21 protein-coding genes and 5 pseudogenes are annotated in these 22,260 nt (G+C 60.9%); 17 read left to right on the top strand and 9 right to left on the bottom strand.

Annotation, left to right across the window (positions count from 1 at the left end):
* Positions 1 to 3: 3 nt before the first annotated feature.
* The 4 genes from NVV94_RS09535 to NVV94_RS09520 form a co-directional block, all read right to left on the bottom strand.
* Entirely contained in the window at positions 4 to 726 is a 723-nt protein-coding gene (locus tag NVV94_RS09535; RefSeq protein WP_258446928.1) for a response regulator, read from the bottom strand.
* Positions 727 to 836: 110 nt separating this feature from the next.
* Entirely contained in the window at positions 837 to 1,484 is a 648-nt protein-coding gene (locus tag NVV94_RS09530; RefSeq protein ID WP_258446927.1) for a TetR family transcriptional regulator C-terminal domain-containing protein, read from the bottom strand.
* Positions 1,485 to 1,606: 122 nt separating this feature from the next.
* Entirely contained in the window at positions 1,607 to 2,356 is a 750-nt protein-coding gene (locus NVV94_RS09525) for a class II aldolase/adducin family protein (RefSeq protein WP_258446926.1), read from the bottom strand.
* Between the two features lie 101 nt (positions 2,357 to 2,457).
* Entirely contained in the window at positions 2,458 to 3,507 is a 1,050-nt protein-coding gene (locus NVV94_RS09520; protein WP_258446925.1) for an ABC transporter substrate-binding protein, read from the bottom strand.
* Positions 3,508 to 3,694: 187 nt separating this feature from the next.
* Between NVV94_RS09520 and NVV94_RS09515 the strand changes: the two genes are divergently transcribed.
* Both NVV94_RS09515 and NVV94_RS09510 read left to right on the top strand, forming a co-directional pair.
* On the top strand, positions 3,695 to 5,653 hold the full coding sequence (locus NVV94_RS09515) for an FAD-dependent oxidoreductase (protein ID WP_258446924.1): 1,959 nt from the start codon (positions 3,695 to 3,697) through the stop codon (positions 5,651 to 5,653).
* Positions 5,654 to 5,702: 49 nt separating this feature from the next.
* Entirely contained in the window at positions 5,703 to 6,311 is a 609-nt protein-coding gene (locus NVV94_RS09510) for a cupin domain-containing protein (protein ID WP_258446923.1), read from the top strand.
* A 9-nt stretch (positions 6,312 to 6,320) separates the two neighbouring features.
* Here NVV94_RS09510 and NVV94_RS09505 read toward each other — a convergent pair whose 3' ends face one another.
* The 3 genes from NVV94_RS09505 to NVV94_RS09495 are packed head-to-tail and all read right to left on the bottom strand — an operon-like array spanning position 6,321 to position 9,490.
* Complete coding sequence (locus NVV94_RS09505) at positions 6,321 to 7,856, bottom strand: MDR family MFS transporter (protein ID WP_258446922.1); 1,536 nt, start codon at positions 7,854 to 7,856, stop codon at positions 6,321 to 6,323.
* Positions 7,849 to 9,039 carry an HlyD family secretion protein gene (locus NVV94_RS09500; protein ID WP_258446921.1) on the bottom strand — a complete coding sequence of 397 codons (1,191 nt, stop codon included), beginning with the start codon at positions 9,037 to 9,039 and terminating at the stop codon, positions 7,849 to 7,851. Before NVV94_RS09500 ends, NVV94_RS09505 begins: the two co-directional genes overlap by 8 nt.
* Positions 9,032 to 9,490, bottom strand: coding sequence for a MarR family winged helix-turn-helix transcriptional regulator (locus NVV94_RS09495; RefSeq protein WP_258446920.1), 459 nt, complete (start codon positions 9,488 to 9,490; stop codon positions 9,032 to 9,034). The genes NVV94_RS09500 and NVV94_RS09495 overlap by 8 nt, the downstream gene beginning before the upstream one ends.
* A 150-nt stretch (positions 9,491 to 9,640) precedes the next feature.
* On the opposite strand from NVV94_RS09495, the gene NVV94_RS09490 reads away from it, so the two are divergent.
* Positions 9,641 to 10,393, top strand: coding sequence for an enoyl-CoA hydratase-related protein (locus NVV94_RS09490; RefSeq protein WP_258446919.1), 753 nt, complete (start codon positions 9,641 to 9,643; stop codon positions 10,391 to 10,393).
* A 148-nt stretch (positions 10,394 to 10,541) separates the two neighbouring features.
* On the opposite strand, the gene NVV94_RS09485 is transcribed toward NVV94_RS09490, so the two are convergent.
* The gene (locus NVV94_RS09485) at positions 10,542 to 10,982 is read right to left on the bottom strand and encodes a hypothetical protein (RefSeq protein WP_258446918.1); all 441 of its coding nucleotides are present in this window, start codon (positions 10,980 to 10,982) and stop codon (positions 10,542 to 10,544) included.
* 221 nt (positions 10,983 to 11,203) lie between these two features.
* Here NVV94_RS09485 and NVV94_RS09480 point away from each other — a divergent pair, with 221 nt between their 5' ends.
* From NVV94_RS09480 to NVV94_RS09460, 5 genes are all read left to right on the top strand, one after another.
* On the top strand, positions 11,204 to 12,304 hold the full coding sequence (locus NVV94_RS09480) for a polyamine ABC transporter substrate-binding protein (protein WP_258446917.1): 1,101 nt from the start codon (positions 11,204 to 11,206) through the stop codon (positions 12,302 to 12,304).
* A gap of 55 nt (positions 12,305 to 12,359) precedes the next feature.
* Positions 12,360 to 13,778 (top strand): aminotransferase, encoded by a 1,419-nt coding sequence (locus NVV94_RS09475; protein ID WP_258446916.1) that lies wholly within the window; start codon positions 12,360 to 12,362, stop codon positions 13,776 to 13,778.
* Between the two features lie 86 nt (positions 13,779 to 13,864).
* Positions 13,865 to 14,743 (top strand): response regulator transcription factor, encoded by an 879-nt coding sequence (locus NVV94_RS09470; RefSeq protein WP_258447656.1) that lies wholly within the window; start codon positions 13,865 to 13,867, stop codon positions 14,741 to 14,743.
* A 328-nt stretch (positions 14,744 to 15,071) separates the two neighbouring features.
* Positions 15,072 to 15,278: a hypothetical protein gene (locus NVV94_RS09465; protein ID WP_258446915.1), complete on the top strand. Its 207-nt coding sequence runs from the start codon at positions 15,072 to 15,074 to the stop codon at positions 15,276 to 15,278.
* A 221-nt stretch (positions 15,279 to 15,499) separates the two neighbouring features.
* Positions 15,500 to 15,949, top strand: coding sequence for a DoxX family protein (locus NVV94_RS09460; protein WP_258446914.1), 450 nt, complete (start codon positions 15,500 to 15,502; stop codon positions 15,947 to 15,949).
* Between the two features lie 105 nt (positions 15,950 to 16,054).
* Here NVV94_RS09460 and NVV94_RS09455 read toward each other — a convergent pair.
* Positions 16,055 to 16,606, bottom strand: a pseudogene (locus NVV94_RS09455) (LysR substrate-binding domain-containing protein); the annotation flags it as partial.
* A 1-nt stretch (position 16,607) separates the two neighbouring features.
* On the opposite strand from NVV94_RS09455, the pseudogene NVV94_RS09450 reads away from it, so the two are divergent.
* The 9 genes and pseudogenes from NVV94_RS09450 to NVV94_RS09410 form a co-directional block, all read left to right on the top strand.
* A pseudogene (locus tag NVV94_RS09450) lies at positions 16,608 to 16,772 on the top strand (MaoC family dehydratase N-terminal domain-containing protein); the annotation flags it as partial.
* Positions 16,769 to 17,044 (top strand): annotated as a pseudogene (locus tag NVV94_RS09445) (aldolase/citrate lyase family protein); the annotation flags it as partial. The pseudogenes NVV94_RS09450 and NVV94_RS09445, both read left to right, overlap by 4 nt.
* An 11-nt stretch (positions 17,045 to 17,055) precedes the next feature.
* Positions 17,056 to 17,175: pseudogene (locus NVV94_RS09440) on the top strand (transposase); the annotation flags it as partial.
* A gap of 376 nt (positions 17,176 to 17,551) precedes the next feature.
* The gene (pqqA, locus tag NVV94_RS09435) at positions 17,552 to 17,623 is read left to right on the top strand and encodes a pyrroloquinoline quinone precursor peptide PqqA (RefSeq protein WP_258447655.1); all 72 of its coding nucleotides are present in this window, start codon (positions 17,552 to 17,554) and stop codon (positions 17,621 to 17,623) included.
* Positions 17,624 to 17,690: 67 nt separating this feature from the next.
* Positions 17,691 to 18,602 carry a pyrroloquinoline quinone biosynthesis protein PqqB gene (gene pqqB / locus NVV94_RS09430; protein WP_258446913.1) on the top strand — a complete coding sequence of 304 codons (912 nt, stop codon included), beginning with the start codon at positions 17,691 to 17,693 and terminating at the stop codon, positions 18,600 to 18,602.
* 11 nt (positions 18,603 to 18,613) lie between these two features.
* On the top strand, positions 18,614 to 19,369 hold the full coding sequence (pqqC, locus tag NVV94_RS09425) for a pyrroloquinoline-quinone synthase PqqC (protein WP_258446912.1): 756 nt from the start codon (positions 18,614 to 18,616) through the stop codon (positions 19,367 to 19,369).
* Positions 19,366 to 19,641 carry a pyrroloquinoline quinone biosynthesis peptide chaperone PqqD gene (gene pqqD / locus NVV94_RS09420; RefSeq protein ID WP_258446911.1) on the top strand — a complete coding sequence of 92 codons (276 nt, stop codon included), beginning with the start codon at positions 19,366 to 19,368 and terminating at the stop codon, positions 19,639 to 19,641. Before pqqC ends, pqqD begins: the two co-directional genes overlap by 4 nt.
* Positions 19,613 to 20,355 (top strand): annotated as a pseudogene (locus NVV94_RS09415) (radical SAM protein); the annotation flags it as partial. The gene pqqD and the pseudogene NVV94_RS09415, both read left to right, overlap by 29 nt.
* Before the next feature lie 193 nt (positions 20,356 to 20,548).
* On the top strand, positions 20,549 to 21,976 hold the full coding sequence (locus NVV94_RS09410) for a carotenoid oxygenase family protein (protein ID WP_258446910.1): 1,428 nt from the start codon (positions 20,549 to 20,551) through the stop codon (positions 21,974 to 21,976).
* The last annotated feature ends 284 nt before the right edge of the window (positions 21,977 to 22,260 follow it).

Raw genomic sequence — 22,260 nt, 5'->3', positions numbered from 1 at the left:
CAATCAGGCGGCCGCAACGCTGGCCGTGAACAGGTAGCCCGCCCCATGGATGGTGATGATCAACTGCGGTTCGGCAGGATCGTCGTGCAGCTTGCGCCGCAACCGCCCGACCAGCACATCGATGGAGCGATCGTTGGGCACCCATTCGCGGTTGCGGATCTGGTCCATCAACTGGTCGCGGCTCAGGGTATGCCCGCTGTTGCGCAGGAACACGCACAGTAACTGATATTCACCGTGGGTCAGCAGGGTTTCAGTGCCTTCGCGGTCGATCAGCCGACGTCGGTCGGTGTCCAGCGCCCAGGAGGCAAACTGCTTGATCTGCTGGCGCGGCGCTGCGGCCGGGGCTGCCTGGGTTTGCGCATGGCGTACCCGGCGCACCAGGTTCTTGGCCCGCGAGACCAGCTCGCGCGGATTGAGCGGTTTGATGATGTAGTCATCCGCGCCGCATTCCAGGCCGACGATACGGTCGATCTCATCGTTGCGACCGGTGATCAGGATGATGCCGACTTCCGAACGCACCCGCAGCTCGCGGGTGAGGGTCAGGCCATCCTTGCCAGGCAGGCGGATGTCGAGCATCACCAGATCCACCGGCGAGTTCGCCAGGTGGGCTTCGGCCAGTTCCGCCGTGGCAGCGCAATGCACGTCGTAGCCTTCCTGGGAGAGGTAGGCTTGAAGCAGTTCGCGAATCAACGGATCGTCATCGACGATCAATACCCGAGGAGCCATTGCTTGGTGTCCTGCAAATGCCGCCAAACCGGTTTCGGGGCAAGCTATTTATTAGATTTGCCGCTGGCCGGGACCAGCCATGGGCAGAGTAGCCATTGCTGAACGAGCGATCAACAGTTCTCGACCAGCCGTTTGTAGCGCTCGCGACCACCGGCCTGCAAGCCATCGACCCAGGCCTCGCAGATCTGGATGCCCTGCGCCGGCGTGAAGGTGCCGGGGTTGAGCCCCGATTCCAGCCACAAGCCATCGAGCAAGGCGCTGAGGCCGATCGCCGCCAGGTCTGCATCGAAGTCGGTCCAGCCTTCCTCTTGCGCCAGTTCGTCGAGTGCCTTGCGCAGTACGGCGCGGTACTCGCCATAGGAATGTTCATGAACCTGGTTGATCGCTTCGGCCGTCTTGACCGCGCCCCAGAATGCCAGCCAGGCGTCCAGCAGTTGCGGGTCGAGCAATTCGGCGGAAAACGAACCGCGAAAAAACGCCGAGAGTCGCGCCCGGGCACTCGGCGCCGCCTGGTCCATGGCTTCGCGCAACATGCCCATGACCCGGCCGGTGATGGCCATGTAGGCTTCGGCGACCAGTTCGTCCTTGCCCGAGTAATGATGACTGATCAGCCCGACCGACACGCCCGCCTCTGCGCAGATCTTGCGGATCGAGGCACCCTGGAAGCCATGGCGCTTGAGGCAGACCAGCGTGGCCTCGATCAGATTGGCCTTGCGCAGTTCGGGCTCGAGGCGGGAAAAACGGGCTTCCTGGGACATCCTGGCGCATCTCCGGTGATCGCTCTTGAATTGAACGAATGTACAGCAAGTCGGGGATTTGCGCAGTGTTCGACATCGTTGCGACCGCTACGCGCTCGAGCAGCGGTCGCAACAATCTCACATCAATCCCGATACTCCGGCGCCACGCGATCGAGCAACCGCAACATCGCCGCCCACGCCAGCTGCACCCCGTCCGGGTCGCTCAATTCGCCTTCGGCCAACGGCCGACCCGGCTCGTTGAACTGTCGCTCGGTATGCTCGCACACCGCCGCCGGCGGCAGAACGATCTCGCCGCAGGCTTGCGCCGCCAGCTGGATTTCGCAGGCCTTTTCCAGGTAGTACATTCGCAAGAACGCCTGGGCCACGCTCTCGCCCACCGTCAGCAAGCCATGGTTACGCAGCATCAGCACCGACTTGTCACCCAGGTCGCGTACCAGCCGTTGCTGTTCGTCCAGGTCCAGGGCGATGCCTTCGTAATCGTGGTAAGCCACCCGGCCATAGAACTCCATGGAGATCTGATTGACCGGCAACAGCCCGCATTTGAGCGCCGCCACCGCGCAACCGGCCCTGGTATGAGTGTGCAGCACGCATTGGGCATCCGCGCGCGCGCCGTGGATGGCGCTGTGGATCACGAAACCCGCCGGGTTCACCGGGTACGGCGAAGGTTCGACCGCGTGCCCGTTGAGGTCGATCTTGACCAGGTTCGAGGCGGTGATTTCATCGAACATCAAGCCGTACGGGTTGATCAAAAAGTGATGATCGGGCCCGGGCAAACGCACCGAAATGTGGGTGAAAATCAGGTCGGTCATGCGAAAGTGCGCAATCAACCGATAACAGGCCGCCAGCTCCTGACGCAGTCTTTGTTCGATCATCGCATCGATTCCTGCAATGTCATTCATCTACATGGCTCCCCAGGTTTTTATTGTCGGGCACAAGCTTATGGCCGGCGCATGTGCGGCGCCAGCCATAGTACTTACTTGCTCGCCCACGCGTTGAAGCGTTCTTCGAGCTCTTCGCCATGGTCGACCCAGAACGCCACGTCCATCGACAGCGCACCGTTCAGGTTCTGCGGTGAGGTGGGCACCCATTTCGCGAGGTCAGGGGCAAGGCGCTCGGCGGCCTGTTTGTTGGTCGGACCGTAGGGGATACGTTTGACGTAATCGACCTGGGCGTCGGCCTGGTTGGCATAGGCGATGAAGCGCTTGGCCTGATCGACATGCCTGGAGCCCTTGATGATGGCCCAGTAGTCCATGCCATACAGGCTGCCCGGCCAGACCAGGGCCAGCGGGCTGCCATTTTGGGCAGCGGTGGCAACGCGGCCGCTGTAGGTGGACGTCATCACCACATCGCCCGCCGCCAGCCATTGCGGCGGTTGCGCCCCGGCTTCCCACCACTGGATATGTGGCTTGAGTTCCGTGAGCTTGGCGAAGGCGCGGTCAACCCCTGCCGGTGTACTCAGGACCTTGTAGACATCCTCGACCTTGACCCCGTCGGCCAGCAGGGCGAACTCCAGGTTGTACACGGCGCGCTTGCGCAAGCCACGCTTGCCGGGGGTCTTGTTCACGTCCCAGAAGTCGGCCCAGGAGGTCGGCGCCTGGGCCAGTTTGTTGCGGTCGTAGGCAATCGCCACGCTCCACACCAGCGCCGCGGAACCACATTCCTGCGCCGCATCGGGAATCAACTGATCGGCGTGGCCAAGGCGGTTCCAGTCCAGCCGCTCGTACATGCCCTCTTCACAACCGCGCAGCAGGTCGGGGCCTTCGATCTGCACCACGTCCCAATCGACATTGCCGGTGTCGACCATGACTTTGATCCGCGCCATTTCCCCGTTGTATTCGCTTTGAATCAGCGGCTTGCCATCGCTGGCGCTGAAGGGCTTGAAGAACGCCTCGTCCTGGGCCTTCTGCCCTGCGCCACCATAGCCGACCACGACCATGCCCGGCGCCGCCTGGGCGCTGCCCAGGCCAACGGCCAGGCACAGGAGCAATGGATGGAAAACCGTCTTGAGCCTGTTCGCTTGCATCTGTGATTCCTCTAGCAGGTCTGACGCTTGCGCGTCGTCCGTTTTTTTGTTGTGTGAGGGTGCACCCACGCTGGGCGCCATTTGAAGCTACGCAATCGATTTTAAAAAAACAAGTTGATTTTTTACTGAGGGTAAATTTCTATAGATAAATAAAAAGCCCGAGCGACGGGCATTCAGGAGTCCAGCCATGCCGTCCAGCCCAGCCTATGCACACCTGTTCGAACCCCTGCAGATCCGCGGCAAACGCCTGAAGAACCGGATCATGTCCAGTGGCCACGACACCTCGATGCCCACCGACAACCTGGTCAACGAGCAATTGATCGCCTATCACCGAGCGCGTGCCGAAGGCGGCGTCGGCCTGATCATCCTGCAGGTGGCGGGCGTGCATGACAGCGCGCGTTACACCTCGCATGTACTGATGGCCACCGACGACGAATGCATCGAGGGCTACCGCCGCCTGGCCGAAACCTGCCATGCCCACGGCACCGTGGTGCTCTCGCAGCTCTTCCACCCGGGCCGGGAAATCATGGAGTCCAGCGATGGCTTGCTGGCCGTGGCCTACTCGCCCTCGGCCGTACCCAACGAACGCTTCCGGGTCATGCCGCGGGCACTGGACCAAGCGATGATCGATGAGATCGTCGCCGGTTATGGCGCCGCCGCCCGGCGGCTGCACGAAGCGGGCGTGGACGGCGTTGAAGTGGTCGCCAGCCACGGTTACCTGCCGGCACAGTTCATCAACCCCCGGGTCAATCGCCGCACCGACGACTACAACGGCGACTTGCCGCAGCGCCTGCGTTTTTTGCGTGAGGTGATCGCCACCGTGCGGGCCAGTACCGACGAGCAGTTCATCATCGGCTTGCGGATTTCCGCCGATGAGCGCGACCCCGAAGGGTTGACCGAAGACGAATCGCTGGCAGCGGTGCAGGCCCTGCAGCAACAGCTCGACTACGTGCACATCGTCGCCGGCACTTCGGCGTCGCTGGGCGGCGCCGTTCATATCGTCCCGCCGATGGCCATCGAAGCGGCCTACCTGGCCAGGGACGCCGCCACCTTCAAGGCCAGCCTGGCCGTACCGGTGTTCGTTACCGGGCGGATCAATCAGCCCCAGGAGGCCGAGCTGATCCTCGCCCGTGGCCAGGCCGATGTCTGCGGCATGACCCGCGCGCTGATCTGCGACCCACAGATGCCGAACAAGACCGACAGCGGTCGTGCCGAAGACGTGCGGGCCTGTATCGCCTGCAACCAGGCCTGCATCGGACATTTCCACAAGGGCCTGCCGATCTCCTGCATCCAGCACCCGGAGACCGGCCGCGAACTGCGCTATGGCCAGCTGCAACCGACCGCCACGCGCAAACGCATCATGATCGCCGGTGGCGGCCCGGCCGGGATGAAGGCCGCAGCGGTCGCCGCGCGTCGTGGTCACGAGGTCACGCTTTACGAGGCCAATGCCCAGCTCGGCGGCCAGGTGCTGCTGGCTCAGTTGCTGCCACGGCGCAGCGAATTCGGTGGCGCGAGCACCAACCTGCAACGCGAAATGGAACTGGCCGGGGTACGCGTGGTACGTAATACCCGGGTCGACCGGGCACTGGTCGAACGTGAACGCCCGGACCTGGTCATCATCGCCACCGGTGCCGAACCCTACTGGCCGGCGTTCGAGCGCGGCGGTGAACTGCAAGTGGTGGATGCCTGGCAAATCCTGCGCGAGGAAGTCACGCCGGGCCGATCGGTCATGGTGGTCGATTGGCGCTGTGACTGGATCGGGCCGGGCATCGCCGAGCGCCTGGTGCGCGCCGGGCATCAAGTGCAACTGGCGGTCAACGGCACGCACTGCGGGGAAAACCTGCCGCTGTATGTACGCGACCACCTGGCCGGCGAACTGCATCGCCTGGGCATCCCGATCACTCCTTATGCCCGGCTGTACGGCTGCGACGACAACACTGTCTACCTGCAGCACACCGCCAGTGGCGAACCGATGCTGTTCGAGAATATCGATACGCTGGTGCTGTGCCAGGGGCATCAGCCGGTGGATACCCTGGCCGACGAACTGAAAGGGCTGGTGGAGTTCAAGCGCATTGGCGACTGCCTGGCACCGCGCACGGCCGAGGAAGCGATTTTCGAAGGTTTGAAAGTCGCCTGGGAGATCTGATGCTGTTTTATACTCCGGCTCTTTGACCGCCAGAGGCCTGGAGCCTGCAATGAGCAACAGCAGCCAAACGCCACCTGCCGGCGCCGCGCCCAGCGGCGCGGCAGAGACGCATTTTCTCGGCACGCGGATTCGCGGCCTGCGCAAGCGCCGGGGCATGACCCTGGCCGCGCTGGCCGAGATGAGCGAACTGACCGCAGGCTACATCAGCCAGCTGGAGCGCAACCTCGCCTATCCGTCGATTCCGGCGTTGTTCAACATCGCCCGCAGCCTGGGCGTGACCATTCAGTGGTTCTTTGCCAGCGAGGCCAATACCGCACCTGAAGACAACGGCTACGTGGTGCGCAAGAACAGCCGCCTGAGCGTTCACTATGAAGACGGCATCGTCGACCAGTTGCTCACCCCGCAGCCCAACCGGCAGCTGGAAATCCTCCATTCGCGCTTCCCGCCCGGTACCTACAGCCAGCAGAGCTACAGCCATGAAGGCGAAGAAGCCGGCTACCTGCTGTCCGGCAGCTTCGAACTGTGGGTCGGCGAGCGCCATTTCCAGCTCAATGAGGGCGACAGCTTCAGTTTCTCCAGCCAGGAACCGCACCGTTACGGCAACCCAGGTGACGTCGATGCGATAGTGATCTGGGTCATTACCCCACCAACGTTCTGACGCGGCAGGTCAGTCGGTTACGGACGCGACTTCAGTCATGGCCGCAGGCTTTCTCAGCAGCAGAATCAAGGGGATCACGGCCAGCGACAGGATCATCAGCAAGCGGAAGTCATTGATATAGGCGATCCAGCTGGCCTGCTCGTTGATCATGGCATCCAGTGCCGCACGACCGCCTGCGGTCAGTGGGTCGAGATGGTTCTGGATGGTCACGTCACGGAACGCGTGATTGAAGGCCGTGACGTAACTCACGATATCGGCATGGTTGATCTGAATGTTCTGCGCCAGCAACACGCTGCAAATCGAGATGCCGACGCTGGAACCGATGTTGCGCGACAGGTTGTAAAGGCCGGCACCATCGCCGCGCAAGGCCGGCGGCAACGTGGCGAAGGCCATGGTACTCAGCGGCACGAAGAGAAAGCCCAGGCTGGCCCCTTGCAGGAAACCGGTATAGACGATGGCGCTCATGGAGACCGCCGGGGTCCAGCCGGTCATCATCTCCATCGACAACGCCGAAAGCAGCAACCCTGTCAGCAGCAACCAACGGGTGTCGACGCGCCCCATCAGACGCCCGGCCAAAAACATGCAGAGCATGGTCCCCAGGCCACGCGGGCCCATGACGATGCCGGCAGTCAGCACCGGATAGTTCATCAGCTTTTGCAGGTAGGGCGTCATCAGTGCCAGGGAAGACAGGTAGGTAATGCCGATGGTGAAGATAAACACGACGGCAACGGAGAAATTACGGTCCTTGAACAGCGCAGGACTGATAAAGGGCTTATCAGCGGTGAACGTGTGCACGAGAAAAATATAGGTCGCGGCAAAGGCTATTGCCGCTTCGATCAGGATTTCCCCGGAGGAAAACCAGTCCAGCTGCTCGCCGCGATCGAGAAACAACTGAAACGCCAGGATCGCCACGCTCAGGGAACCGAAACCCAGCCAGTCCAGTTGTGCCTGTTTTTCCGGCGCGGTCTCGCGCACGTACTTGAGCATGCCTGCCAACGCCAGCAGGCCGATCGGCAGGTTGATGAAGAACACCCAGCGCCAGCTCAGATTGTCCGTCAGCCAACCGCCGAGCATGGGGCCCAGCACGGGGCCGACCATCACCGAAACGCCGAACATGGCCATGGCCGAACCGCGCTCGCGCTCGCTGTAGATGTCCAGCAGGATGCCTTGTGACAGCGGCACCAGCGCCGCCCCGGCCAGGCCCTGGAGCAGGCGGAATACCACGATTTCACCGATCGACTGGGCTATCCCGCACAACACCGAGGTGAATACGAAACCCGAAATCGCCCAGAGCAAGACCCGCTTGCGACCGAAGCGTCGGGCCAGGAACGCCGACGGTGGCGTCATCACTGCTGCAGCGACAATATAGGAGGTCAGCACCCAGTTGATCTGGTCGGAGCTGGCCGAGATGCTGCCTTGCATATACGGCAACGCGACGTTGGCGATGGTGGTATCGAGCGCCTGCATGATCACCGCCAGGATCACGCACAGTGTGATCATCGGACGGTTGAAGTCAGGGGGGGCATTAGCGCCCTCCTCACTCATGGCCCGGCGCCTCGCCTGCGAACAGCTGGCTGACACCCTCGGGCAAACCACGGCTTCGACCGGTATCGATCCGGGCCTCCACGCTCATGCCATGGCGCAAGGCCGGTTTTCCGGCGGCGTCGTCGATGCGAATCCGGATCGGAATCCGCTGCACCACCTTGACCCAGTTGCCGGTGGTGTTCTGTGCCGGCAGCAAGGCGAAGCTCGAGCCGGACGCAGGGCTGAGGCTTTCGACTACGCCATGCCAGGCCTGGCCCGGGTAACTATCGACGGTGATCTCCACCGGCTGGCCGACTGTCACGTGGGTCAGTTCGGTTTCCTTGGGTGAAGCAGCCACCCAGAGCCTGTCGCTCGAGACCAGGCTCACGCCCGCCTGGGAAGCCTGCAGATAGGAGCCGACCTGCAAGGTGTCGACCTGGGTGACGATGCCGTCGAAAGGCGCCCTGACCACCGAATCGGCGAGCATCCGCTGCGCATCATCGACCGCCGCCTGAGCCTTTTGATAGGTCGGGTAACGGTCGACCGGCAGCCCGGCCTGCCCGCCCAATTGGGCCAGCACCGCCTTGGCCTTGGCCTTGGCCACGGCCACGCGTTGTTGATTGGTCTCCAGCGCGTGGTGCGCATCGTCATAATTGGTTTTCGACACCGCCGAAACCTTCAGCAGTTGCTCCTGGCGGCGGAGGTTTTCCTGATGGTAGGGCAACTCCGCCTGGGCCTGGGCCACTTCGGCCAGGGCTTGATCGTAGCTGGCCTTGAGGTTCATCAGCTCATTGCGCACCGTCCCCAACTCCGCCCGGGCGCTGGCCAGGGCCGTTTCGAAGGCGGCGCCGCGCAAACGGAACAGGACCTGGCCCTTGCTGACCTGCTGATTGTCCTGGACCTCGACCGAAGCAACCAGGCCCGACACATCGGTGGCGACACCCACCCGCTCGGCCTGGATATAGGCGCTGTCGGTGGAGACGAAGCGCCCGCCTGCCAGGTAGGCCCAGCCAGCACCGAGCAACACCACCGGCAACAACATGAACAGCCCGGTTCGGGTCCTGCTCGAGCGCGGACGCTGCGCAGCGCTGCTCGCTGGCTCCGTGGGTAGCGAAACGCTTGAGACATTCGCTGTATCTGGAGCCTGCGTGGCACGACCGCTATCGGCGCTGGCCTCGGCTCGTTCGAGAACGTTTTCAGTCATGTTCTGTGCTCTCTGGTTCGACCGGCAAGGTGCAGGCGTGCAACAGCTGCTCTTTCATCCGCGTCAGCATCTGCAGCAGCTGCTCGCGTTCAGCCTCAGTGAAATCGGCCATCGCCTCGCTGCGCGTCTGCTCGCCCAGGCCGCGCATGATATCGAGCAAGGGATGGGCGGCTGGCGTCAAAAACAGCAGGGACAACCGCCGGTCGGTGGGATGCTTGCGGCGTTCGATAAGCCCGCGCTCCTGCATCTTGTCGAGCAGGCGCACCAGGGTGATCGACTCGATCTCCAGCAGATCGGCCAGGCCTTTCTGGTGGATGCCTTCGTTGACCGACAACTTGGCCAGCACCTGCCACTGAGAACGGGTCAGGTCCAAATTACGGGCGCGCTGTTCAAAGCGCTTGCGCATCAGGCGCGCCACGTCATGCAGAAGGAAGCCAACGGTAGGACGCATCAACAGACCCCGGAAAATTAACAAGCTAGCTTATGATATGCATACTTGTACTGTGTTGCCTACCGTTTAAATGGACTAGTCCACAAGACTATGGACAGGGACTACCCGATCGATCAGGCTGACGCTAACGTCCACAAGGAATTCGCATGCATGAGTGAGCACATCCGGGTCGAACGCCAGCAGCATTGCCTGGCGATCACCCTCAACCGCCCAGACAAATACAACGCCCTGACCAACGCCATGTACGACAGCCTGAGCGAAACGCTCAACGCCGCCAGTGCCGACGACGAGGTTCGGGTGATCGTCATCAGCGGCGGTGCGGACTGTTTCACCGCTGGCAACGACCTGGTGGATTTCCTGCAACATCCTCCCACCGACCTCGACGCCCCGGCTTTTCGCTTCATGGCCGCCGTGGTTGCGTTGGACAAGCCGCTCATCGCCGCGGTGTGCGGTGCAGCCATCGGTATCGGCACGACCTTGCTACCCCACTGCGACATGGTCATGGCCACCCGCACCAGCCGCTTCGCCACGCCCTTCGTCAAGCTCGGGCTCTGCCAGGAATTCGCCGCCAGCCTGTTGCTGCCGCAACGGCTGGGGCACGGCCATGCTGCCCGGCTGTTGCTGGGTGGGGAAAGCATCGATGGCGAACAGGCCCATGCGCTGGGCTTGTGCACTCATGTGTTCGACGAGGGTAAAGAATGCCTGGCCTTTGCCATGGACTATGCCGCGCGCCTGGCACAGGCCTCGCCTGCCGCCATGCAAATCAGCAAACGACTGATGAAAGCGCCTCAGCTGGACAGTGTGCTGGCGATTATCCGTGAGGAGAATTTGAACTTCGTTGCCCGCCTGCAAAGCCCGGAATGCCGCGAGGCGCTGGAGAGCTTTGTGCAACGGCGTCGTTGAATCGCTACGATAGCCGTAGCAGCTGCCGCAGGCTGCGTCGAGGTCTGTAGAACCTCTATCAATCTCGAAGCCATGCGTCCGCAGCGGTCGAGCGCGGCCCTGTGGGCCGAACGCAGCCTGCGGCAGCTGCTACAGAAGGCTCGCGTTGTCAGGTAATGTTCCCGCAGAAAATATCGCGATTGCCATCCGCCGGGCTTGCCCGCACAACCAGCGCATAGCTGCCGGTTCGAAGCTGATCATAGGCTACCGGTACACTTTTCCAGAGCTGTATTCCCGCTGCCGGGAGTAAATCCGTCCTCACACTCTGGTTCATCTCATAGGCCGGTTTCGGGCCCAGGCTCGCACAGGTTCCTGCGTAGATGTAAGTGTACAAACGAGCGGGCAATGCCGTGTTCATCGGTACACCCCCGACGAAAAGCCAGATTTCCGTTTCACTGCCCATCGGGGCCAATGTGGCCTGAGCGATATGCCCGGCATTATGCTTGGTTGCGTTCAGGGCAACGGAGGCGATCTGACTGTCAGGCGTAGTCGCGCACCCGGAGAGCCACCCTACCGCTACCACCAACGCCAGTGAAGATACGATGTTCATCGTAAACCTCCTGCTTCGTAAGGACGCGTTGAAGTGATCCCCCTCATGAATTCTAGCTTTCCGGGGAAAGTGCGACTTTCTTCGGATGGTCGGTCGTAATCGTTCGACACAGCTCTGCGCATCACCTACCCAATCGGGTTATGGCGCAATCACCGGGCTTGCCCGAGAGTGGAGTCAGCCGCTCGGCCCGAACGCAAGAACAACAAGAAGGTGGGACTGACATGCACAAAGCCCTCGTAGCACTCCTCAGTGCGGCGCTTGCCGCACTACCGGCGCTCAGTCATGGCGCCCAGGCGTCCAGCAACACCCTGCGGCTGTACAACTGGACGGATTACATCGGCGAGCACACCATCGCCAACTTCGAGAAGGCCACCGGCATCCAGGTGACCTACGACACCTTCGACTCCTATGAAACCGTCCAGGGCAAGCTGCTGCCCGGCCGCTCGGGCTACGACCTGGTGGTGCTCAATGCCGCCCTGGTACCCCTGCTGATCAAGGCCAAGGTGTTCCAGCCACTGGACAAGACGCTGCTGCCCAGCTGGCAGAATCTCGATCCGCATGTACTCAAGAGCCTGGAAACCTACGACCCCGGCGTGACCTATTCGGCGCCCTATACCTGGGGCAGCAACGGCGTGACCTACAACGTCAGCAAGATCAAGGAACGCATGCCGGACGCGCCAATCGGCTCGCTGGCCATGATCTTCGACCCCAAGGTCGTTTCGCACTTTGCCGACTGTGGCGTGACCCTGCTCGATTCGCCGACCGACATCATCCCGTTGGCGCTGACGTACCTGGGCCGCGACCCCAACAGCACCGACCCGAAAGACCTCAAGGCCGCGCAGGACGTGCTGATGGCCGTGCGTCCGTACATTCGCAAGTTCGATTCGACCAGTTATCTCAATGGCCTGGCCAACGGTGATCTGTGCATGTCCACCACCTGGTCCGGCGACTACGCCACCGCCCAGGCGCGCGCCGAGGAAGCCGGGGCGAAGATCGAGCTCGACTACTTCATCCCCAAGGAAGGCTCGCTGATCTGGTTCGATGACTTCTACATCCCGGTCGATGCGCCAAACGTGGCCAACGCCCACAAATTCATCGAGTACCTGCTGCAGCCGCAAGTGATCGCCGAGGTCAGCGACTACATCCGCTACGCCAATAGCAACCAGGCGGCGACTGCACTGGTCAGCGCGCAGGTTCGCGACAATCCGGCGATCTACCCGGACCAGGGAACGCTCCAGCGCCTGTTCACCCAGAAGACTCAATCGCAGGCAAGCGTTCGCCTGATCACCCGTACCTGGAACGCGGTGAAGACCGGTAAGTGACGCCGGGCCACGCCCGCCAGACATCCACTCTATTGCTCTATGGAAGGTGAAGGTTATGCCAACTCAATCCCCAGCGTTCTTCGCGCAATTCGACCAGGAAAAACTGGTCGCCGCCGACAAGGCCCATTACATGCACGGCTTCCACATGTTCGACGAACACCGTGAGCAAGGCTCGTTGAACATCGCCGCCGGCGTCGGCGCCTATATCTATGACACTGCCGGCAATCGCTACCTCGACGCCGTGGGCGGCATGTGGTGCACCAATATCGGCCTGGGCCGTGAAGAAATGGCCGAGGCCATCGCCAACCAGGTGCGCCAGCTGGCCTACTCCAACCCGTTCTGCGACATGGCCAATGTCACCGCTATCCAGCTCTGCGAGAAGCTCGCAAGCCTGGCCCCTGGCGACCTCGATCATGTGTTCCTGACCACCGGCGGCTCCACTGCGGTCGACACCGCCTACCGGCTGGTCCAGTACTACCAGAACAGCCGTGGCAAGCACGAAAAGAAACACATCATCTCAAGGTTCAGCGCCTATCACGGCTCGACGTTCCTGACCATGTCGATCGGCAACAAGGCCGCTGACCGTGCACCTGAATTCGACTTCATGAGTGACCTCTTCCACCACATCTCCTGCCCCAACTATTACCGGGCACCGGAGGGCATGAGCGAAGCGCAGTTCCTCGATTTCCTGGTCGACGAATTCGAAGACAAGATCCTCACCATCGGCGCCGACAAGGTCGCGGCGTTCTTTGCCGAACCCGTCATGGGTTCGGGTGGCGTGATCATTCCGCCAGAGGGCTACCACCGGCGCATGTGGGAAGTCTGCCAGCGCTACGACATGCTCTACGTCGCCGACGAAGTGGTAACCTCGTTCGGTCGGCTGGGCACGTTCTTCGCATCGGAAGAGGTGTTCGGCATGCAACCGGACATCATCACCACGGCCAAAGGCCTGACCTCCGGCTATTTGCCTCTGGGCGCCTGCATCTTCTCCGACCGTATCTGGCAAGTGATCGGCGAGCCTGGCAAGGGCCGCTGCTTCACCCATGGCTTCACCTACAGCGGGCACCCCGTCAGCTGCATCGCCGCGCTGAAGAACATCGAGATCATCGAGCGGGAAAACCTGCTGGCGCACGTCGAGGAAGTCGGCCCCTACATGGAACAGCGCCTGCAGACCCTCGCCGAACTGCCGTTGGTGGGCAATGTGCGCTGCAAGCGACTGATGGCCTGCATCGAGTTCGTCGCCGACAAACGGACCAAGGCGCTGTTTCCGGACGCACTGAACATCGGTGAGAAGATCCACCTGCGCGCGCAAGCCAAAGGCTTGATGGTGCGCCCGATCGGGCACCTGAATGTGATGTCGCCTCCCCTGATCATCACCCACGCCCAGGTCGATGAAGTGGTCGAGACCTTGCGCCTATGCATCCTCGAAACCGCCGATGAACTCAAGCGCAGCGGACAGTACCAGGGCCAATGAACCACCGGCAGCTCATGGGTAGCGAGCGTGCCCTGCGCTTGCCCGGCGTTTTGCCTGCAACCTGCCCGGCGAGTAGACTGCCGGGCATGACCGATACCCATAGCGATACCCCTGCCACGCTCCCGCTCCAGGCCTTGCAGGCCTGGCATGGCGGCTTGGCGCTGGCCTTCATGGCGATCGACGGCACGGCCTTCCTCGAACAGCTGGCGGCCGCGCTCAGCGGCCTGACGCCCATCGAATCGATGATGATCAGCCTTGAACGCAAAAGCCAGCCACCGCGCTTGCTGTACGAGCAAGGCATCCCGCGCGTGCATCGCGACGAGATCATCAACCGCTACTTCTCCCGCGGCTACCTGCTGGACCCGTTCTGCCTGGCCGTGGACAACGGCCTCGCCGAGGGCTTCTACCACCTAGCAGAAATCGCGCCGGATGATTTTTTCAACAGCGAGTACTACAAGACCTACTACCTCAAGAGCGGCGGCGCGCAAGACAGCTACTACATCGTCGATCTCGACGAGCAGAGCAAGATCTCCCTGTGCATGTTCCAGGGCCTCAGCGCCAGCCACTTCAGCCCCGAGCAACTGGCGCTGCTGCGCGCCGTGGAGCCCATGGTGCGCGAACTGCTGCGCCGCTTCGGCACCGCCGGCGGCCTGCAGCAGATGCTCGGACGGGTTGATGCCAACCCACCGGACACTGCCCCGCCGTCCAGCCTCAACCAGCAGATCGAAGCCGCCTTCATGAACTTTGGCTGCAACCTGCTGACGGTACGCGAACGCGAGATCGCGCACCTGATCCTGCGTGGTCACTCGGTGAAATCCACTGCACAGGTGCTGGAAATCTCTCCGGAAACCGTACGCATGCACCGCAAGAACCTCTACACCAAGCTGGACATCAGCTCCCAGGCAGAGCTGTTCTCGCTGTTCATCGACTGGTTGACGCAAAAACGCGATGCCAGCGTTGCCTGAAAGTTGCGCGCAACGCTTCAGTGCGCGCCGAAGTCCACCACCGCGTACCACTTGGCGCCATTGGGATAGAGCACGCTAATGCCGGCATGGGTGTAATGGCGTCCCGCTGGCACACGACGCCAATGAGGCGAGAAGGCCTGCCATAAGCGATAATCTAAAAAAAGAATGGTGCATTTCCGACTTCTCCTGAAGAGGTCCACCCCTCAATAGACGTCGGCTGGACCGGCCTGCTTTGACCCTAGCTCAAGCGATGTTCCACAAAGGCCGCCCTGTGGGGGATTTTTGTTGTCCGCTGCTACGCTTTCCTCACCCAAAGGAGGACCACGCCATGCCAACCAACGAGCTCATTTCTTCCCTGCTCTTCCGGCTCAACGAGAATCAGCTGGCCATCGCCGCTGCAGTGGAACAGCTTGCTCAGTGGCTCGACCAGCGGGGTCACACCGAAGTCGCCGACAACGTGCGCGAAACCCTGACCACCCTCGATGCCAATCTTGAGCACATCACGCGCGGCATTGCCCAATTGATGAACGATTGAGGTCACCACCAGGGCAGCTCCACCTGGACCTGCCCTGGCGCAGTCACCAGGCCAATGGGCCGAGTTCGGAAAAGCGCACGCGATCGACGGATCAACAGCAATGCGGGTGTATCAGGCGGTGTTCATATCCACACTGATACATATCGGGAGGGCCGCTATGCTGAACAGTGGTCGGACTGAACGCCGAATGCCTCCCACCCACTGTCTATGCGGAGTCTGCAATGAGCCCAAAACCCGTTTCCTGGTTTCTGAACTCCTCCACCTCTGCAATCGTTGCGCGCACGCTGCTGACGGTGATGTTCCTGGCCAGCGGCCTGGCCAAACTGTTCGACTTCGAGGGCGCCATGGCCGAAATGGCCCATTTCGGCCTGGCCCCAGCCGGCCCCATTGCTGCTGCAGTTGTTTTCGTTCAACTTGGCGGGTCGGCGCTGGTGATCCTGGGCCGCCACGTTTGGCTGGGAGCTGGCGCACTGGCGGTCTTCACCCTGCTCACCATCCCTATCGCCCATGCATTCTGGTCAATGAGTGGCGAAGAGGCGTTCGTCCAGAAACTCTGGGTGCTGGAGCATCTGAGTATTGTTGGAGCGCTGATGGGCGTCGCCATCCTTCATGAGCGCAGGGCTCTTTCCAGCAGCCCAGTTTCGAGCAAGGGGGCAACTGATGCGACTTGAACCACGGTTCTTTCACACCAGCCTGATGGTGTCATCAGTGGCGGGGAACAAAAGTTCGGTCAAGGTTTGCTGGGCTTGTACCGACGAGTTGGGCTCGCCGGCTGCTCATAGCATGTGTCCGGCCCAGATCTTGCGATTGACCAGATCGGCGGCAATCTCGATGAATGCATCCCCGACAAACTTGGCTGCCGGACTGACTCGTCTGCCGGAAAAACCTGAACCAGTTTGCGCATGGGAACGGGGTCGACCAAGGGGGCCGCACTCAGCGCTCCGGATTCGACTTGCGTGTAAATCGACGCCAGAGGCAAAGCCGTCAGACCGCTGGCGGGGCCGACCAGCTGGAGATTCTCCATCATCACCGGCACGATTCGCAGCGTATGCAGAGGTTGGGGGTCGTAGGAAATGGCCAGCTCCAATTCGCCGCGCTGCACCCAGTCCAGCAGGTAGCCACTGAAGGCCGAAGAGAACCTGACGGCAAGATTCGGATGCGCTTCTCTGATCTTGCGCACCAGCGGTACGGTAACGATTTCGGCTACCGTCGGCGTGGTACCGATGACCACCGTTCCCCGGAAAGAAGACCGGCCACCCACCACCGAACTTCGAATGGATTCCATTTCTTCCAGTGGCATGGGCCAGCACTTCTCGGCCGACATCGGTACGCTTGAAGCGCTTCACTTTCCGTGGCGTCCGGCCGCTGATCTCCCTCCAACCTTTCGAGGTGGGCGGACGTTTGATCGACAGCGGCAAGGCGCAGGTATGGGCGGGCAACCAGGACGGCACCGCGCAGGTCGGAGAGGTCGAGTTCGAGGGAGAAACACCATGAGTACATCGATTGTTCGCAGTGCCCTGTTCGTGCCGGCGACGCGTCCAGAGCGCATCCCCAAAGCCATCGCCACCGGCGCTGACCGGGTCATCGTCGACCTGGAGGATGCCGTGCAGGAAAACCTCAAGGAACAGGCCAGGGATAATCTGCAGCGCTTTTTGGGCGAAAGCCCCGATGTACAGGTTCTGGTTCGGGTCAATGCTCCGGGTCACTGGGCCCACGCTGCGGATCTGGAGCTTTGCCGACGTCATGCCGGGGTGGTCGGGATCTTGTACGGGGGTGAGGCGACATCAACGACTGCACGGCAACTCCCAAACTCATTGCACAGCTGCCGTCTGCCGAGGTGATCGTGGTAGACAAGGGTTATGACAGCGAGCGTATCCGCGAAAAGATTGAGACACAGATAAAAGCGCAACTCGATTGAGTCGCCGTTCTCGGTGAAATGCAAGGACCAGATCCCAGCAGCTCACACGAAAGGAATGTTCAACGCTTCTACTGAGCCATTTGTAGTGGCTAAGCTGCCTAGACCGCTGGTTTCGATGGCTCCCTGCTGGAGGAAAAAAACCTGTGATTGCTAATTGCAAAAAAGAAATAACAATTATATAAGTATTCCTGTCACCAATCGAAATATTGCTGCGTACCATCAGAGCGCTTTCTTGCAGACTTCGATATAGCAAACCCTGTATCCCCAGTGACTAGCTACCTAAGCATTTGAACGTTCGCGCTCAAATATGTGCTGACCATTTAGTTTCCCCTGAGAACCTCTTAAGGAGCCCCACATGTGGACCAAACCTGCTTACATCGATCTGCGTATCGGCTTTGAAGTGACCATGTATTTCGCAAGCCGCTGAGTCTGCTTGCGGTACAACGCCTCGGTCAGCCGGGGCGTTTTTATTTCAAGACGCGGCAGGAGTGGCCATGTACATCCAGGTTCTAGGTTCCGCCGCCGGTGGCGGTTTCCCGCAGTGGAACTGCAACTGCGTGAACTGCAAAGGCTTTCGTGACGGTACCTTGCGCGCTTCGGCGCGTACCCAGTCGTCGATTGCCCTCTCTGACGACGGTGTCCACTGGGTGCTGTGCAACGCCTCGCCCGATATCCGCGCGCAACTGCAAAGCTTTGCGCCCATGCAGCCGGCCCGCGCCCTGCGCGACAGCGGTATCGATGCCATCGTCCTGCTCGACAGCCAGATCGACCACACCACCGGCCTGCTGAGTTTGCGTGAAGGCTGCCCGCACCAGGTCTGGTGCACCGAGATGGTCCACCAGGACCTGAGCACCGGCTTCCCGCTGTTCACCATGCTCAGCCACTGGAACAGCGGCCTGCAGTGGAAGCGCATTGAACTGCAAGGCAGCTTCGTCATCGACGCCTGCCCGAACCTGCGCTTCACCCCCTTCCCCTTGCGCAGTGCCGCCCCGCCCTACTCGCCCCACCGCTTCGACCCGCACCCGGGCGACAACCTTGGGCTGATGGTCGAAGACCTGCGCACCGGCGGCAAACTCTTCTACGCCCCGGGCCTGGGCCAGGTGGACGACAACCTGCTGCAGATGATGCGTGAGGCCGACTGCCTGCTGGTCGATGGCACCTTGTGGGAGGAGGATGAAATGCAGCGCCGCGGTGTCGGCACCCGCACCGGACGGGAAATGGGTCACCTGGCACAGAATGGCCCAGGCGGCATGCTTGAGGTGCTGGAGGGCTTCCCTGCGCAGCGCAAGGTGCTTATCCACATCAACAACACCAACCCGATCCTCGATGAAGACTCGGCCGAGCGCGCCGAACTGGATCGCCGTGGCGTCGAAGTCGCCTTCGACGGCATGAGCATCACTCTCTAACAGGAGCCGACATGAGCGACGCCAAAGCACTGTCCCCCGCCGAATTCGAACAGGCCCTGCGCGCCAAAGGCGCCTACTACCACATCCATCACCCCTACCACGTGGCGATGTATGAAGGCCGCGCCAGCCGCGAGCAGATCCAGGGTTGGGTTGCCAACCGCTTCTACTACCAGGTCAATATCCCTCTCAAGGATGCCGCGATCCTCGCCAACTGCCCGGACCGCGAGATCCGCCGTGAATGGATCCAGCGCCTGCTCGACCATGACGGCGCGCCGGGTGAAGACGGTGGCATCGAGGCCTGGTTACGCCTGGGCCAGGCAGTTGGCCTCGACCCCGACCAGCTGCGCTTCCAGGAACTGGTGCTGCCCGGTGTGCGCTTTGCCGTCGATGCCTATGTCAACTTCGCCCGCCGCGCCAGCTGGCAAGAGGCCGCCAGCAGTTCGCTGACCGAGCTGTTCGCCCCGCAGATCCACCAGTCGCGCCTGGACAGCTGGCCGCAGCACTATCCGTGGATCGATCCGGCCGGCTACGAATACTTCCGCACACGCCTGGGCCAGGCCCGTCGCGATGTCGAACACGGGCTGGCGATCACCCTGCAGCACTACACTACAGTAGAGGGCCAGCAGCGCATGCTGGAAATCCTGCAGTTCAAGCTGGACATTCTCTGGAGCATGCTCGATGCCATGAGCATGGCCTACGAGCTGAACCGTCCGCCCTATCACAGCGTCACCAACGAACGGGTCTGGCACAAAGGAATCGCACTATGAGTTTTGATCGCGCGCAAACCCCGAAATGGCGCCCGGGTTATCGTTTCCAGTACGAGCCGGCGCAAAAAGCGCATGTCCTGCTCTACCCCGAGGGCATGATCAAGCTCAATGAAAGCGCAGCCCTGATCGGCGGGCTGATCGATGGCCAGCGTGATGTAGCGGCGATCATTGCCGAGCTGGACAAGCAGTTCCCCGGTGTACCTGAGCTCGGTGACGACATCGAGCAATTCATGGAGGTCGCCCGTGTCGAACACTGGATCGTCCTTGAGTGAGATGCCGGCAAAACCCGAAGTCGGCCTGCCGCTGTGGCTGCTCGCCGAGCTGACCTACCGTTGCCCGCTGCAATGCCCGTATTGTTCCAACCCGCTGGACTTCGCCGCCCAGGGCCAGGAGCTGACGACCGAGCAGTGGTTCAAGGTGATGGCCGAAGCTAGGGAAATGGGCGCGGCGCAATTGGGCTTTTCCGGCGGCGAGCCACTAGTACGCCAGGACCTCGCCGAGTTGATCGGTGAAGGTCGGCGCCTGGGCTACTACACCAACCTGATCACCTCCGGCATCGGCCTGACCGAGGAAAAGATCGCCGCCTTCAAAGAAGCTGGCCTGGACCACATCCAGATCAGCTTCCAGGCCAGCGACGAACAGGTCAACAACCTGCTGGCCGGTTCGAAAAAGGCCTTCGCACAGAAGCTGGAGATGGCCCGCGCGGTGAAGGCACACGGTTATCCGATGGTGCTGAACTTCGTTACCCATCGGCACAACATCGACAAGATCGACAAGATCGACTCATTGAGCTGTGCATCGCCCTTGAGGCCGACTTTGTCGAACTGGCCACCTGTCAGTTCTATGGCTGGGCACACCTGAACCGTCTCGGCCTGCTGCCGACCCGAGCCCAGCTCGAACGCGCCGAGCGCATCACCAACGAGTACCGGGAAAAACTCGCCGTCGCCGGCAACCCGTGCAAGCTGATCTTCGTCACCCCCGACTACGCGTGTAGGTGATGACTTCTCTGCTCAATGCCTCAACCCCACGCGCCCCATGAAAGTCGAAACGGCATTGACCATATGACTCGAATGGCCATAAAGTAAGGACGTCTTACTAATTGCCGATTGGGAAGACTTCAGCGAAATATGGTTTCAGCCAATCTCGAACCGCAGACCTTTTGAAAGGGACAAAAATAAAATGCCAGAGACTTTCTATCCTGTTGCATCCTTCGGTGGTGTCACCAAACAATCAGTCCGCTTCGAAGCCGACGTTTTTGAATGTGAGGTCATCGGAGAAATCCCCAAGGAGCTAAATGGAGCTCTCTACCGCGTAGGCGGTGACCGGGAGTTTCCCAGTCTGAAGGATGACAATATCATCAACGGCGATGGCCTCTTGTCGATGTTTCGGTTCGAAGATGGGCACGTCTCTTTCAAGATGCGCTACGTCAAGACTGAGCGGCTTCTGAAGGAGCGCGAAGCTCGTCGTCGCCTCTATGGTAACTATCGCAACAAATTCACAGACGACCCTTCTGTCCAGGGCACCAATCGCAACAATACCGCCAATACATTCGCCTTCACCCACCACCAACGTCTGTTTGCTCTGCGTGAGGACTCCCATCCGTACCAAATAAATCCGATTACGCTGGATACACTTCCGGTTGAGCACTTTGCTGGCGACCTGAAAAGCAAAAGCGTGACGGCACACCCAAAGATTGATCCAATCACGGGCGAATGGTGGTCGATTGGCCTTTTTGCAAATGGCGAACCGACCACTGACATGTCGCTTCACGTGTTCGATAAAAATGGGGTGTTGATACGAGAAGAGTTTTTCAAAACGCCCTATCCGGGGGTCGCCCACGACTGGGTAGTAACCCGCGACCACGTGATCTTCCCCGTAATGCCGCTCACCGCGGATATCAAGCGCATCGAAGCTGGGGGCCCCTTCTATGCCTGGGACCCTAGCCTCCCGTCGATGTGGGGTATCATGCCTCGCGACGGTAAGGTGTCCGACATCCGCTGGTTTGAAATCCCTAATGTCATGACCAGCCACTTCATGAACGGCTTCACTGAGGGTAATGTCGTTCACGTCGATGCCTTTGTAAGTTCAGGGAATGTCTTTTGCTTCTTCCCCAACGTCGATGGCACCTGGAGCGACCCACGTGAAGCCAATACAACCCTCACGCGCTTGTCCTTTGACTTGAGCAAACCAGATGACCAAGCGATCACGCTGAGCCCCGTGGCTGGCGCATTTGGTGACATGCCTAGACTCGACGAACGCTTCGCGATGTCGAAGTACAAATTCGGCTACTCCATCTATCGCAATCCGCCTCACTTCGGCATTGGCCAGGTGGACTGGGATACGAAGGAGCTGAAAATCCACGACATGCCGGACTCCTCAGCCCAAGAACCCTTGTTCGTCCCGCGACACAAGGATGCTCCCGAAGGAGACGGATTTATCCTCACCGTGGTCAACCGCCTAAAAGAGAACCGCGCAGATCTGGTGATTCTGGATGGGCGGGACGTTTCGCAGCCGCCTCTGGCGACAGTCAAGCTGCCGTTCAACATGCCATTCCAGTTCCATGGATGCTTTATCCCGGAAGATGAACTCAAGAACTATATGCCTTAATGGCAAGCGAGTTACCAGTGTCGTAACGTAACGGATCACGCTCATCCCCGAGCGCGGACCCGAATCCAAGCTTGGCCTGCCCCTCCCACGGATCCATGCAGGTCAAGCTTCCCCCTCTCGCGCGGGTCACACGCATACTCCCCCAATGCGTTAGCGACACAGATCTGTACAAAAGTGCTGCCTCAGGCAGCGTAATGTGCAGCCAGCAACACGATGGCCGCAAAACTCCTTGCCAGCTTGTCGTAGCGGGTACCCACCACCCGGTTTTCCTCCCGCCAGTAGCA

The sequence above is a fragment of the Pseudomonas sp. LS1212 genome, assembly GCF_024741815.1.
Lineage (GTDB): Bacteria > Pseudomonadota > Gammaproteobacteria > Pseudomonadales > Pseudomonadaceae > Aquipseudomonas.
This window is presented reverse-complemented; position numbering and strand designations above follow the sequence as displayed.